Source organism: Burkholderiaceae bacterium DAT-1 (assembly GCA_019084025.1).
In the GTDB taxonomy this organism is placed as follows: domain Bacteria; phylum Pseudomonadota; class Gammaproteobacteria; order Burkholderiales; family Chitinimonadaceae; genus DAT-1.
This window is the reverse complement of record JAHRBI010000003.1, coordinates 464,484-477,612: the sequence shown is the minus strand read 5'-3', so window position 1 is coordinate 477,612 and position 13,129 is coordinate 464,484. Positions and strand designations below refer to the sequence as shown.

16 protein-coding genes are annotated in these 13,129 nt (G+C 57.1%); 10 read left to right on the top strand and 6 right to left on the bottom strand.

The window, feature by feature from the left end; translation table 11 throughout:
* Positions 1 to 193: 193 nt before the first annotated feature.
* Positions 194 to 2,080, top strand: coding sequence for a hypothetical protein (locus tag KSF73_08135; protein ID MBV1775686.1), 1,887 nt, complete (start codon positions 194 to 196; stop codon positions 2,078 to 2,080).
* Between the two features lie 75 nt (positions 2,081 to 2,155).
* Here the strand turns inward: KSF73_08135 and KSF73_08130 are convergent, their stop codons facing one another.
* Together KSF73_08130 and KSF73_08125 are read right to left on the bottom strand one after the other, a co-directional pair.
* A complete protein-coding gene (locus KSF73_08130) occupies positions 2,156 to 2,677 on the bottom strand; it encodes a hypothetical protein (GenBank protein MBV1775685.1) in 522 nt (173 codons plus the stop codon).
* A gap of 62 nt (positions 2,678 to 2,739) precedes the next feature.
* Positions 2,740 to 3,240 carry a TlpA family protein disulfide reductase gene (locus KSF73_08125; protein MBV1775684.1) on the bottom strand — a complete coding sequence of 167 codons (501 nt, stop codon included), beginning with the start codon at positions 3,238 to 3,240 and terminating at the stop codon, positions 2,740 to 2,742.
* Positions 3,241 to 3,403: 163 nt separating this feature from the next.
* Here KSF73_08125 and ylqF point away from each other — a divergent pair, with 163 nt between their 5' ends.
* The 8 genes from ylqF to KSF73_08085 all read left to right on the top strand — a co-directional run bounded on the left by ylqF (position 3,404) and on the right by KSF73_08085 (position 8,974).
* Entirely contained in the window at positions 3,404 to 4,297 is an 894-nt protein-coding gene (ylqF, locus tag KSF73_08120; GenBank protein MBV1775683.1) for a ribosome biogenesis GTPase YlqF, read from the top strand.
* 146 nt (positions 4,298 to 4,443) lie between these two features.
* Positions 4,444 to 5,004 carry a YqgE/AlgH family protein gene (locus KSF73_08115; protein ID MBV1775682.1) on the top strand — a complete coding sequence of 187 codons (561 nt, stop codon included), beginning with the start codon at positions 4,444 to 4,446 and terminating at the stop codon, positions 5,002 to 5,004.
* A gap of 4 nt (positions 5,005 to 5,008) precedes the next feature.
* Positions 5,009 to 5,458, top strand: coding sequence for a Holliday junction resolvase RuvX (ruvX, locus tag KSF73_08110; GenBank protein MBV1775681.1), 450 nt, complete (start codon positions 5,009 to 5,011; stop codon positions 5,456 to 5,458).
* Positions 5,455 to 5,937 carry a GNAT family N-acetyltransferase gene (locus KSF73_08105; GenBank protein MBV1775680.1) on the top strand — a complete coding sequence of 161 codons (483 nt, stop codon included), beginning with the start codon at positions 5,455 to 5,457 and terminating at the stop codon, positions 5,935 to 5,937. The genes ruvX and KSF73_08105 overlap by 4 nt, the downstream gene beginning before the upstream one ends.
* Positions 5,919 to 6,872 (top strand): aspartate carbamoyltransferase catalytic subunit, encoded by a 954-nt coding sequence (locus KSF73_08100; GenBank protein MBV1775679.1) that lies wholly within the window; start codon positions 5,919 to 5,921, stop codon positions 6,870 to 6,872. The genes KSF73_08105 and KSF73_08100 overlap by 19 nt, the downstream gene beginning before the upstream one ends.
* Complete coding sequence (locus KSF73_08095; protein ID MBV1775678.1) at positions 6,869 to 8,149, top strand: dihydroorotase; 1,281 nt, start codon at positions 6,869 to 6,871, stop codon at positions 8,147 to 8,149. Before KSF73_08100 ends, KSF73_08095 begins: the two co-directional genes overlap by 4 nt.
* A gap of 136 nt (positions 8,150 to 8,285) precedes the next feature.
* Complete coding sequence (locus KSF73_08090; protein MBV1775677.1) at positions 8,286 to 8,597, top strand: hypothetical protein; 312 nt, start codon at positions 8,286 to 8,288, stop codon at positions 8,595 to 8,597.
* A complete protein-coding gene (locus KSF73_08085; GenBank protein ID MBV1775676.1) occupies positions 8,594 to 8,974 on the top strand; it encodes a DUF1311 domain-containing protein in 381 nt (126 codons plus the stop codon). Before KSF73_08090 ends, KSF73_08085 begins: the two co-directional genes overlap by 4 nt.
* Before the next feature lie 5 nt (positions 8,975 to 8,979).
* Here the strand turns inward: KSF73_08085 and KSF73_08080 are convergent, their stop codons facing one another.
* The 3 genes from KSF73_08080 to dapA all read right to left on the bottom strand — a co-directional run bounded on the left by KSF73_08080 (position 8,980) and on the right by dapA (position 10,515).
* A complete protein-coding gene (locus KSF73_08080) occupies positions 8,980 to 9,291 on the bottom strand; it encodes a CcdB family protein (protein MBV1775675.1) in 312 nt (103 codons plus the stop codon).
* Positions 9,291 to 9,539 carry a type II toxin-antitoxin system CcdA family antitoxin gene (locus tag KSF73_08075; GenBank protein MBV1775674.1) on the bottom strand — a complete coding sequence of 83 codons (249 nt, stop codon included), beginning with the start codon at positions 9,537 to 9,539 and terminating at the stop codon, positions 9,291 to 9,293. The genes KSF73_08080 and KSF73_08075 overlap by 1 nt, the downstream gene beginning before the upstream one ends.
* Positions 9,540 to 9,630: 91 nt before the next feature.
* On the bottom strand, positions 9,631 to 10,515 hold the full coding sequence (dapA, locus tag KSF73_08070; GenBank protein ID MBV1775673.1) for a 4-hydroxy-tetrahydrodipicolinate synthase: 885 nt from the start codon (positions 10,513 to 10,515) through the stop codon (positions 9,631 to 9,633).
* Positions 10,516 to 10,692: 177 nt separating this feature from the next.
* Here dapA and KSF73_08065 point away from each other — a divergent pair, with 177 nt between their 5' ends.
* Entirely contained in the window at positions 10,693 to 12,522 is a 1,830-nt protein-coding gene (locus KSF73_08065) for an ABC transporter ATP-binding protein/permease (protein ID MBV1775672.1), read from the top strand.
* A gap of 240 nt (positions 12,523 to 12,762) precedes the next feature.
* Here the strand turns inward: KSF73_08065 and KSF73_08060 are convergent, their stop codons facing one another.
* Positions 12,763 to 13,044, bottom strand: coding sequence for a hypothetical protein (locus tag KSF73_08060; protein ID MBV1775671.1), 282 nt, complete (start codon positions 13,042 to 13,044; stop codon positions 12,763 to 12,765).
* Positions 13,045 to 13,129: the final 85 nt, after the last annotated feature.

The window sequence follows — 13,129 nt, the reverse complement described above, 5'->3', positions numbered from 1 at the left end:
AGTCGGGATCATCATTGAAGTCAGGAAGGGATGCATACCAGTTGACCGAAGGCTAAAAAGTAAACGCTGCGCGGTGAGGTCGGTACACACGCGCTCGTCCGCTCACGAAAACAACACAACACGGAAACTTTCGCGGCTGGGCGCAGTCTCAGTTATGCTAGCGCGCGCTTCACCCCTGCCTTGAGACTTACGCATGTTGCATCAGATTCTGTTGGCGGCCCTGACGGGCCTTGCTGTTGCTGCGGGCACCGCGCCCGCCGACGACTTTTCATCTACGCTAATTTCCCGTTATTCCGCACCTCAGCTGTCCAATCCGTCGAACTGGCTGACCGACAGCGACGCCGTCGCTTTCCGCCAATGGCAAGCGACACACGCCGATGATGCGGCAGCACTCCGCACCTTTCCCGGATATCTTGATCTGCAAACACGGCTGAATGACGTATCTGCCTCGCTGAGCCATACACAGGGTGTTCAGCGTGCAGGCACATTCTTCTTTGCGCTCAAAACCCTTCCTGGTGCAGCCGGCCAAAGTTTGTCGGTACGCGACGGACTGGCGGGCAAAGATACCGTGCTGGCAAGTCCCGGCACACTGGGCGATGCCACGCTCGTGCAATATGCTGCCGCAGACAATGGTCAGCACATTGCACTCACCCTTCGTATTGCCGATCGCTGGGTATTACGGGTCATCGACAATCGCGGCCGCACCGTGGGTGACGACATTGCCATTCGCGACGCCACCCGTGTGCAGTGGCTGCCCAATGATCTCGATCTGGTCTACTCACCGGCCGATCATGGCAAAGCTGCCGCCATGATTCACCGGATGGGACAATCAAGCAGCCGTGATCGCGTGATCCTGCCAGTCGATCTGCTGCCTTGGTTTGGTCAGAGTAACGAGCGCAACCGCCTGCTCACCGCAGACGATAGTCAGCATGTCATATTCGAGCATTGCAATGCGGGTCGATGCATCTATCTCTCCACCTCCCGAAATGATCTGGAGAGCGGCAGCGTAAGCTGGAAGACCCTGGTGCATCCATCTGATCAAGCGTATTCAGCCGTACTGAATCGCGATGGCTTATATGTGTTTACACGTGAAGATGCGCCGCGCGGCAAGGTCGTCAATATTGCGGCATCAGGTGGCAGTTTATCGCAAGGCCGCGTGGTCATACCCGAGCCTGCGGACGGGATGCTGATTGAAGGCGTCGCCGCGAGCGAAGGGATGTATGTCCGTGTGGCGGGCGCCCAGCAGGACAAACTGCTGCGCATGGGCTGGCCTGCTGTTGTACGAGAAAAGGCACGCGGCGGTAAATCAACCGTTTCAAAAGGCAAGAAATCCGGAAAGACCTCTGCAGCGCGGGGATCGGGCAAATCTAGCAGTAAAGCCAGTCGCAAATCATCCGGGAGATCAGCCAGCAAATCCGCGCGCCATAGCCGTGGCTCGTCCCGTTCTGGTCAAAGAGATGCTGCACGTTTGTCCGGGGTGCATGAAATTGCATTGTCCGCGCCCCGCCTGACCGCCATGATTGCGGGTACTGACCGCGAAGGGATCATGGTTCAGCTGGAAAGCCAGGTCACTGCGCCCAAACTATATGTACTGGATAGCCGGGGCAATGCATTCGATACCCGCCTGATCATGGACAGCGTGCCGGATTATTCGGCGTATATGGAAGAGTCGATTCGTTTCAAGGGCGATAAGGGTCAGAGTTTGACGCTTAACCTGCTACGTCCGAAATCATTCCAGCGCAGTGGCGATCATCCGACGCTGCTGTCAGGTGGCTCACCAGCAGAAGCACGCTTTCAGGCACTGAATGTGGTGTGGCTCGAGCAAAACGGAATTGTCGCTACATGCAGCAATGATACTGCCGGTCGCAATGAAGCCGCGCGTGCAGCCGATTTGCTCGGCTGTGCGCGGTATCTCGTCGAGCATGGCTTCACTCGCCCGGATCGTTTGAGCGCACATGGCATGGCATCGCCACTGTTCTATCCTGCTTATGACACTGCCGACCTGATTGCTTACCTGTTGTGGCGCATGGAGATGCCGGGTTTTAGTGAGGGCATCGCGGGTACCAGCGCGCGCAATTAAAGAACTGGCACCACGGGGGTGCAGCAATCTATGTTGCACCCACGCGATTTCAGGAGATGCTCTCCGCTTGGCCGTTCAACCCATGCGGCGGGCATTTTCAAGGGATTGCTTCATCTCCCGGCGATAAAGAAGATAATTGATATCCACCACAGGCGCGCCGAGATGCGGCAGCAAAAGCAACACCTGTCCACGCAGACGGGTATTGGTTTCGCAAAGACAGGTCACTACATCCGTGACCCAGTGATGCGCCTCCGCCTGCGTCCCCACCCGCCAGCCAATCTCGCCTTCAAACCAGTCTGACTGCTTGGATTCCAGAAAATGCTGAATCTGCCGGAATGTCAGGCGCACGGCACTCTTGAGCTCACGCCACTCATGCGGCGGCAGATCGACAGGCTCGGGATGCGCGCCATGCTGCAGGCGCTCCAGCCATTGTCGATCAAGCGTCACCATCTCGCGCAGCAGACCGGTTGCCGACTTCCCGGCAATTTCCTGCGTGCGCATGGCGTCATCTAAGGTATCAAGGGCTTCCAGCAGGCGATCATTGGCCCAGTGCTGGTAATCGATGAGATACAGGGCGTGGGATTTCCAGGAAATCATGCTGCGTTCCCCTTGTGCTGCGGGTGAATCCAGCCTGATCACACGCCCCGTGTGCGACGGGATCAGGCTTCGGCGAGCTTGTCCGTAATCAGCTGTTCCAGCTTTGCGAAATCAGGCTCTCCGATGTATCGCTGAACGATGTTGCCGTGCTTGTCGATCAAGAAGGTGGTGGGCGTGAGGTTGACGTCACCGAACTGTTTGGCTAGCTTGCCGTCGCCGTCCAGTGCCACAAAAAAAGGCAGCTTGCGGGCCTCGGCAAACGCGGCCACCTGAGTGGGCGGGTCGTAGCTCATGGCCACGGCCACCGTCTTCAGGCCACGTTCGGCAAACTTGTTCTGGGTAGCCATCAGCTTGGGCATTTCTGCCACGCAGCCTGTGCAGGTCGTTGCCCAGAAATTCACCAGCACGACCTTCCCCTTGAGCGAAGCCTGCGTGATCTGTTCACCTTGGATAGAGGTATAGCTGACTTGCGGCGCAGGTGTAGCCTTTGCACCTGTAAAAATCAGTGCAGCACCCAGGAGTGCACCTGCAACGCCCAGACCAACGGCAAACCGTGATTTCATGCATGGCTCCAGCTACAAATGAGAGGAATAAGGTTCAATCTACATGAATTGTATTGCTGATTTCAGGCCGTGAATACGGTGAACAACAGCATTTGCCGTGATTATGCCGCTCAAACAGGTTTCCAGCGTTATAATCGCGTGTTTTTTATGAAATGAGGCGTCCATGGCGATCCAGTGGTTTCCCGGCCATATGCACAAGGCCCGCAAGCAGGTTGCCGAAACCATGGCCAAGGTCGACATGGTTATCGAGGTGCTCGATGCCCGCTTGCCGCATATCACCACCAATCCGCTGATTCACGAATTGCGTGTTCACCGGCAGCGGCCCAGCCTGAAAGTCCTGAACAAGGCCGATCTGGCAGACCCGAATGTCACCGCCCTGTGGGTGCAGCATTTCAAGAGTCAGGCCAATACCGCCGTACTGGTGCTGGATGAAGCCGGCAAGCAGCGTGATGCTGCCAAGGTCACCGCCATGTGCCACGAGCTATTGCCCAATCGTCATGGTGCGGAAAAGCCGGTGCGCGCCATGATCCTGGGGGTGCCGAATGTTGGCAAGTCCACACTGATCAACGCCATGGCCAAACGCAAACTGGCCAAAGTGGCAGATACGCCAGGCGTGACACAATCCCAACAGCGCATCGAACTACCGGACGGTACGATTCTGGTGGACACGCCCGGCCTGATGTGGCCGAAGATTACCTCGCCCAACGATGGCCTGAAAATGGCACTGTCCGGCTGTATTGGCCGCAACGCCTTCGATGCCGAAGAAGTGGCCTGGTATACGCTGGGCTGGCTGGCCAAGTACTATCCGCAGTCGCTGCAGCGCTACAAGCTGACCGACCCGAGCCTGCATGGCGACGAACTATTCGAGCTGGCGGCACGCGCGCTGGGCTGCGTGATGTCGGGCGGGCGGATTGATGCACAGAAGGCTGCCGAGAAGGTGCTGACCGAATTCCGTGGCGGCATCCTTGGTCGCGTCTCGCTGGAAAAACCAAGTGATTGCCTCGATCTGAATTTGGACGAAGGTGATCCGGAAGAACACCCACTGGCAGGCAGTTGACGAACGGAGCGAGTGCTTCCGGATCAATGGTTTGCCAACAAGCTGTGTGCCGGAAACGGCCGCGACCGTGCTGATCAGGTGCAGCGAAGACTGCACCGCCTGGCGGGAAGACAGATGTCTCCCGCGCTTATGCGATAATTGAAAGCATGGAACGCATCGACCTTACCCGACATTTTCTGATTGCCATGCCCGCCATGGCTGATCCGATCTTTGCCCGCTCGCTGGTGTTTGTCTGTGAACACAACGAGCAGGGTGCCATGGGCATCATCGTCAATCGTCCTCTGGGCATGGATGTTCGCTCGCTGTTCGACCAGATCGACATCAATCTCACCGACCACGAAGCTGGCGACGAGCCTGTGTACTTCGGCGGCCCGGTGCAGACGGATCGCGGCTTTGTGCTGCATCAGCCGCTGGGCAACTGGCAATCCAGCATGGCAGTAGATGACGAAATCGGCCTCACCACCTCGAAAGATATTCTGGTGGCGGTCGGCAAAGGACAGGGCCCGGAAAAGCTGCTGGTGTCACTCGGCTACGCAGGCTGGGAAGCCGGTCAGCTGGAAAAAGAGCTGGCACAGAATAGCTGGCTGAGCGTGGAAGCCCTTCCCGCCGTGATCTTCGAGCAGCCCTGCGAAAAGCGTTACGATCAGGCGCTCGCCATTCTTGGCATCGATATGGCGATGCTGTCCGACTCCGCAGGACACGCCTGACCTCATGGCGTATGTACTGGCTTTCGACTTCGGGGAAGTTCGCATCGGTGTAGCCGGTGGTAGCCCGGAACTCGGTATTGCCACCCCGCTCACCACTATTACCGGTAATAGCAACGATGACAAATTTGCCGCCATCCAGCGTCTGATCAATGAATGGCAGGCCGATCGTCTGATCGTCGGATTGCCGTTTCATCTTGATGGCAATGCGCACGAGATGACACGCCTTGCCCGCAAATTTGCCAATCGTCTGCACGGGCGGTTCGGCTTACCGGTACAATTCGTCGATGAACGGCTCAGCTCTGCCGAAGCGGATAGCCTGCTCGGTGAAGCCTCGACGTATGGCAAAAAACGCAAGGCCGCGCTCGATCAGGTCGCCGCCATGCGCATCCTGCAATCATATTTTGATTACGGTGCCATGCCTGACTCAGACCAACCCGGAGCCCATACAGAATGAGCCACAGCACCATCCGTGCGTATCAGCGTTCCGACGCCGCCGGGGTGGTTCGCTTGTTCGATGCACTGGGCTATCCAGCGACCACCGCAGAGATCGCCCATGATCGATTCATGGCCTCGAACGGCATTAAGCAATGCCTGCTGGTCGCTGACGTGGCGGGCGAAATTGCCGGCTGGGTGCATGTCTGCCAGATGCCCAGCATTGTGGCTGTGCCATACGCAGAAGTCCGCGCCATTGTGGTCGATCCGGCTCGTCAGCGCGGGGGACTTGGCAAGCAGTTGATGGCTGCAGCCGAAGCATGGGCGACGCAAACCCTTGCAGCAGGTAAAATCCGCCTGAGCTCGAATATTACGCGCAATGACGCGCACCGGTTTTACGCCCGTCTGGGCTATGTCAGCAGCAAGACATCGCACGTATTTGAAAAGGTGCTGGACCAGACTGTGCTCAACAAGGAAGAAGCATGTACAACCCGCAATTGACCATGCACGGTGAGTTGAATCACCTGCTCTCCATCGAAGGGCTGCCCCAGCGGATCCTGCGCCAGATTCTCGATCGCGCCGATTCCTATGTGATCGCCGCCGAATCTGGTGACAAGAAGCACGAAGATCTGGCCGGCAAATCGGTGTTCAACCTGTTCTTCGAGAACTCGACCCGTACCCGCACCACCTTCGAAATCGCGCAAAAGCGTCTGTCAGCCGATGTGTTCAGCCTGAACATTCAAGCCAGCTCCACCGCCAAGGGCGAGACCCTGCTGGATACCATTCACAATCTGGAAGCCATGGGTGCTGACATGTTCGTGGTGCGCCATAGCGAATCCGGCGCACCCTTCCTGATCGCCAAGCATGTGCGACCGGGTGTGCATGTGGTGAATGCCGGTGATGGACGCCATGCGCATCCGACGCAGGCGCTGCTGGATATGTACACCATCCGCCATTACAAGGGCGATTTCTCGCATCTGCGTGTGGCGATTGTCGGCGACATCCTGCATTCGCGCGTGGCCCGCTCGCAAATTCATGCGCTGACCACGCTGGGTTGCCCGGAAGTACGCGTCATCGCCCCGAAAACCCTGCTGCCGCGTGATGTGGAACAGCTGGGCGTGCATGTCTATCACGACATCGAAGCAGGTCTCAAAGACGTGGATGTGGTGATCTGCCTGCGCCTGCAGAATGAACGCATGCACGGCGCGCTGCTGCCATCTGCGCACGAATTCAACAAATACTTCGGCCTCTCCGAAGCACGTCTGGCGCTGGCCAAGCCTGATGCCATCGTGATGCACCCCGGTCCGATGAACCGTGGCGTGGAAATCGACTCCTCTGTCGCCGACGGCAAACAGTCCGTCATCCTGCCGCAGGTCACGTTCGGCATTGCCGTGCGCATGGCCGTGATGAGCCTTCTTTCCGAGACCAAAGCATGAAGCGAATTGCCATTCTCAACGGCCGAGTGATTGATCCGGCATCCGGCCTCGATCAGGTTGCCAACGTCTATCTGGCCAAGAGCCACATCGCAGCTGTCGGTACTGCACCCGAAGGCTTTGTGGCGGACGATACCATCGATGCCGCTGGCAAGTGGGTGATCCCAGGGCTGGTCGACCTGAGCGCACGTCTGGGCGAACCGGGCGGCGAACAGAAAAAAATGCTGCAATCGGAACTCGGTGCCGCTGTGGCCGGTGGCGTGACCACCGTGTGCGCATTGCCTGATACCGATCCGGCACTGGACGAGCCGAGCCTGGTGCGCACCCTGCGTGATCGCGCCGATGCGATTGGCCTCGCCCGCGTGTTGCCGGTGGGTGCGCTTACCCGCAAGCTGAAGGGTGAAGAGCTGGCCGAGCTGGCCGAATTGCGCGATGCCGGTTGCGTAGCGTTTTCGCAGGCTGATGCCCCGATTTCCGATCTGCGCGTGCTGCTGCGTGCCATGCAATACGCTGCCACGTTTGGCCTGACACTGCGTCTGCGCCCTCAGGATGCCAGTCTGGCAGCCGGTGGGGTGGCGCATGATGGCGAAGTCGCCACCCGACTGGGTCTGCCCGGCATTCCGGTGATGGCCGAAACCACCGCCATTTCCAATATCGTGATCCTGATGCGCGATACCGGTGCCCGCGTGCATCTGGAGCGCGTGTCCAGCGCCGAAGGGCTGGAAATGGTGCGCGCCGCACGTAGCTACGGCCTGCCGCTGAGCTGCGATGTGTCGATCCACCATGTGCAATTGTCCGACGTGGACATCGGCTTCTTCGACAGCAACGCCCGCATGAACCCACCGCTGCGCTCGCTGCGCGACCGCGATGCGATCAGTGAAGCGCTGCTGGACGGTACTGTCAGCGCCATCTGTTCCGACCACACACCGGTCGGCAAGGATGCCAAGCTGCTGCCCTTCGGCGAAGCCACACCGGGCGCATCGGCGCTGGAAGTACTGCTCACGCAAGTCCTGGCCTGGGGCGAGCGCCAGCATATCGAACCCGCCCGCGCCCTGCGCACCATCACCAGCGAACCCGCTGCGTTGCTGGGCTTCAAGGATCGCGGCACGCTGAGCGCCGGTTCCATCGCCGACGTGGTCATCTTCGACCCCGCCATCGAATGGCGTCCGGGTGCAGCCACGCTCAAGAGCCGCAGCAAGCACACCCCGTTCGCCGATACCGCCCAGCGCGGCAAGGTGGTGACCACGATTGTGGGCGGGAAGGTGGCGTTTAGGGGGTGAATTCACCTTCGCTAGCGGTAAAAAGGGACAGGGCCGGGTGGCCCTGTTTTTTCTTGGGAATTGACTGACGGATTGAGGTTGGTCGATTAGTCTATTGCTTACACTCCAACATTTTGAACATTACTTACTCAATTACATGATCCGTCCTTACTTTTTTCTTTTACTGAGCATCTTTACTTCATCGGTGGGCGCCGAACCAGCTTCCCTATCTGATCTAACAAAAGACCATCCCAAAGACGTCACCCTCCTCGTGGAGAGAATTGCGATGTGTACACACTTTGCCGGTGAAGAGCCTTACGATGCCGCCCGCAGGAAAGAAATCGCCACAGCAATGAAGCAGTATCGCTGCATGCAACTGGATCAGGATGAAGCCACGCTTAGAAAGCGTTATAAGGATAATCCAGAAATATTGAATGTGCTGAAACGGGCACATGGTGGGCAATCATGATCACACTTATGCTGATTTCCACATTCCTCTCAAATAGCACGCCAGCCCATCCCTGTGCCAATCAGCGGACTACCATTGAAATCAACGATTGCGGCGCACGCATAATGAAGCAGAAAGAGAGTGAACTCGAGGCCGCGTACAAGGCACTACTTGCTCGGCTCGTTCCGGTCGAGCCAGAAGACAGAGTTGATTATCAAGCCGTGAAACAAAAGCTCGACGATGCTCAGCGGCACTGGCGCATGTTCAGAGAACACGATTGCAGCGCAAAATACGAACTGAATATTGATGGCACAATCAGAAATTCGCTCTACCTCGATTGCCTGATTGAGCATACGGAACAACGCACACGAGCATTATTGAAGTGGATGGATGATTAAGCCGTTCAAATCCCCGTCACCAATAAATCCATCGCCTTCACAATCTCCCCACGATATTCACTCATAGACCCGACCCGCTGTTTCAGGATTCTGGATTGCACCCCCGCCAGCTGCGGTGTCAGCAGTACATAATGCTGACCATCCAGCGCCACGATCGGCATAAGTGTTTTTACGCTTTTCACATCAGTCTGCCGCACCAGCGGAATCACGACCCGCGTCGCCAGACTTTCAAGTAAATCACTTTGAATATCGACCAGATAGGGGATATGGCTGCGGGTGGCGACATTGTCGTTGGTGTACACATCAAACTGCGCCATTAAAAGCTCCGCAGTCCGTCGGAAAACACGCCTTTTGCGTCGACATCCTGATTGTAGGCATCAATGGCGTCGCGGTTTTCCTCAAGCCATTGCGCGCGCTGCTTTTCACGCAGGGCAAGCACCAAGGCAGCCTCCAGCGTGGCTGACAGATTGATATTGCACTCGCGTGCCTGTTGCAAGAGATCAGCATTCACGCTGAGATTGGTGGGCCGCTTGGGGGCGTGGGTGTCGTAGATGGCGTGTTGCATGATGTGCCCCATGGTGAATGCGCATTAATTATGCGCATCCTTCCAGCAAAGTCAAGGCACCAGATGAGTGTGAAACGCGTCGAATACGCGCTCAGTGCTGTACAGGCGCAGCCAGAATATCAGCCCACTTCCCCGCCAACGCATCATCCATCGTCATAAGCGGCAATCTCAGCTCATTCTGCATCAAGCCCATCTGCGCCAGCGCGGCTTTTACGGGCGCTGGATTCGGCGCAGCAAATGCCTGACGAACGACCGGTTGCAGGCTACGGTCGAGTGCGCGGGCGGTATCGAGATCACCAGACTGGATCGCATCGAACATGCGCTGAAAGCGCGCTGGATGGAGATGCGCAGACGCGGCGATTGCGCCTGCGCCGCCCATGCAGGTGGTTTGCAGGATCAGATTGTCTTCACCTGAGAACACTTGCAGCGGGGTGTCGTTGATCAGCGCATGCAGTCGGGCCATGTCGCCGCCGCCTGCTTCCTTGATGCCGACCACTTGCGGGTGCTCGGCCAGTGTTTGGCAGGTGGCGATGTCGAGGCTGACGCCGGTGCGATAGGGGATGTGGTAGAGCACAACGGCGTGGCGGGTGGCAGCCAGCAGGGCGCGGTAATGTGCGAGGATGCCTGCCTGTGAAGGGCGGCTATAGGGCGGCGGGGCGATCAGCAAACCTGCGAGCGGATAGCGATCCAGCGAAGGCAGACGCTTCACCATGGCGGCGGTGTTGTTGTCGGTGTAACCAAAGATCACACCACAGCGTCCGGCAACAGCGTGTAAAACGGCTTCGAGCAAGGCGTCCTGCTCTGCATCGGACAGGGTAGGCGCCTCACCCGTGGTGCCGCACACGACGAGGCCACTGATGCCACCTTCGATGAGGTAGTTCACCAGTCCGGGGACGGCCGCAAAATCGATTTCGCCGTGTTTGAAAGGGGTGACCATGGCCACCCAGATACCCGGTTTGAGGTGCTGCTTTTTCATTTTTTATGATGTGTGCTGTTGGCAGGACGCATTCTGGGCACTTCCCCCGACTGCGTATAGACAGAGATTGCTTATAGTTGTTATCAGTATTCGTGATATCCGAACGCGCACCGTATCGGGCACGCACCTGCCGGCTTTGCTACACTGCCTGCTCACCACCGGAAATCGGAGTTATTCGTGTTTAGCTGGTTTGAACGTCGTGTCGAAGTCTATCCGGATCAGCCGCCGGCCCAGCCGCCAACGGGCTTTTTCCCCTTTGTGTTCAGTGCCACCAAAGGGATGCGCGGGCTGATTCTCGGCATGGTGCTGCTGACCGCCTCCATCGGCGCATTCGAAGCCCTGCTGTTCAGTATGATGGGGTCGATTGTCGACTGGCTGTCCAAGGTCGAGCCCGCCAAACTGTGGGATACCCAGAAAACCCAGCTGCTGACACTCGCATCTATTCTGCTACTGAGCCCGCTGGTGGTGGCGGTGCAAGCCATGTGCAAATATCAGGGACTGTTCGGTAATTTCCCGATGCGCCTGCGCTGGCATTTCCACCGCCACATCCTCGGCCAGAGCATGAGCTTTTTTCAGGATGAATTTGCCGGTCGCGTCGCTGCCAAAGTCATGCAAACTGCGCTTGCCGTGCGCGATACTGTCATGATCGTCGCCGATATTCTGGTCTTTGTGGTGATCTATTTTGTGACCATGGTGGCCGTCGTCGGGCACTTCGATTCGCTGTTGCTTTGGCCGTTTCTGGCCTGGCTGGCGGCTTATATGGTGACACTGCGCTTTTTTGTGCCGCGCCTGGGTCAGGCCGCCAAACAGCAAGCAGATGCGCGCAGCCTGATGACGGGCCGCGTGACTGATGCCTACACCAATATCTCCACGGTGAAGCTGTTTGGCCATGCCCACGCCGAAGCGCTCTACGCCAAAAGCGCCATGCAGGAATTCATGCAGACCGTCCATGCGCAAATGCGTCTGGTAAGCGGCTTCGAGATCGTGAACCATTTTCTGAGCATGCTGCTGATCGCGACCACGGCAGGTGCGACGCTTTGGCTGTGGACAAAAGGGCAGGTGGGCATCGGGGCTGTGGCGGCGGCAACTGCGATGGCGCTGCGCCTGAACGGGATTTCGCACTGGATCATGTGGGAAACGTCCAGCCTGTTTGAAAACATCGGTACGGTACATGATGGTATCGCTACGCTATCCAAGCCAATTGCGGTGCTGGACAAGCCTGATGCCCGCCAGTTGGCGGTTAGCCGTGGCGAGATCGAATTCCGCGATGTGACGTTTACCTATGGCGAGCGCGAGCCAGTGATTTCGCACCTACAACTGCATATCCAGCCCGGAGAAAAGGTCGGGCTGGTGGGTCGATCCGGTGCAGGTAAATCTACCCTGACCAATCTGCTGCTACGCATGTACGACCTGCAATCCGGACAGATTCTGATTGATGGTCAGAATATTGCCGATGTCACCCAGGAAAGCCTGCGCCAGCAAGTGGGCATGGTGACACAGGATACCAGCCTGCTACATCGCAGCGTGCGCGACAATCTGCGATATGGTCGCCCCGACGCGACCGAAGCCGAGATGATTCAGGCTGCACGCAGTGCCGAAGCGCTGGAATTTATCGAGACCCTGAACGATCCGAACGGACGCACCGGACTGGATGCGCATGTGGGCGAACGCGGGGTAAAACTCTCGGGTGGTCAGCGGCAACGGATTGCCATTGCCCGGGTGATGCTGAAAGACGCACCGATTCTGTTGCTGGACGAAGCCACCAGCGCACTGGATTCTGAAGTGGAAGTCGCCATCCAGAGCAGCTTGTACAGCCTGATGGAAGGCAAAACTGTAGTCGCCATCGCCCATCGCCTGTCTACCATCGCCGCGATGGACCGGCTGATTGTGATGGATCAGGGCAAGATTGTTGAATCCGGCACGCATCAGGCGCTATTGGCGCAAGGCGGGATTTATGCGCGGTTGTGGGCACATCAGAGTGGCGGATTTTTGGGAGAAAATGATTAGTTTAGGCCATTAATTTTTTGGACATTCAAGCAATAATTGTCAGATAATTATTTCTAATTATTTCAATGTGTAATTATGTATTCTGGGTCACCACCCAATTTCACCACATTTGAAATATTTAAGAAATATTTGCTGCACATTTAAATTGATTCACACAAATAAAAACCCGCCGGATAGGCGGGTTTCTCTCGAGAGGGTGGGTTACCTGATAAGGCGGCTCACCGCTTTCGCAAAATTCGTTTAGGCTGCCACAGCAAGGGCTTGGCTTTCTTCCAGCGACTGGATCATCTGTTCCGCGCTCAACGCTGGCACCACGCCAAAGTAACGCTGGAATGCGTCAAGAATCACAGGGTCGCTACTGCCTTCTGCTTCACATACGAAATAACCGCTCTTTCCACCGGGCACAGTGGAGAAATATGCAGCTTCCGCTTTCAGCGTTTCAAGCATTTGCGCCATCAACATCGGGAAATGCATATCCTTCAACGCTTCGTTGCCATGGTCTGCAGTAATACGAAAAGTCATTAAGTAGCGCATTTGAAATCCCTCAGTCATTTGGGGGTGGGGACTTCTAACCGTAGCAGACCTGTTATAAAAGCCAAAAGCACTC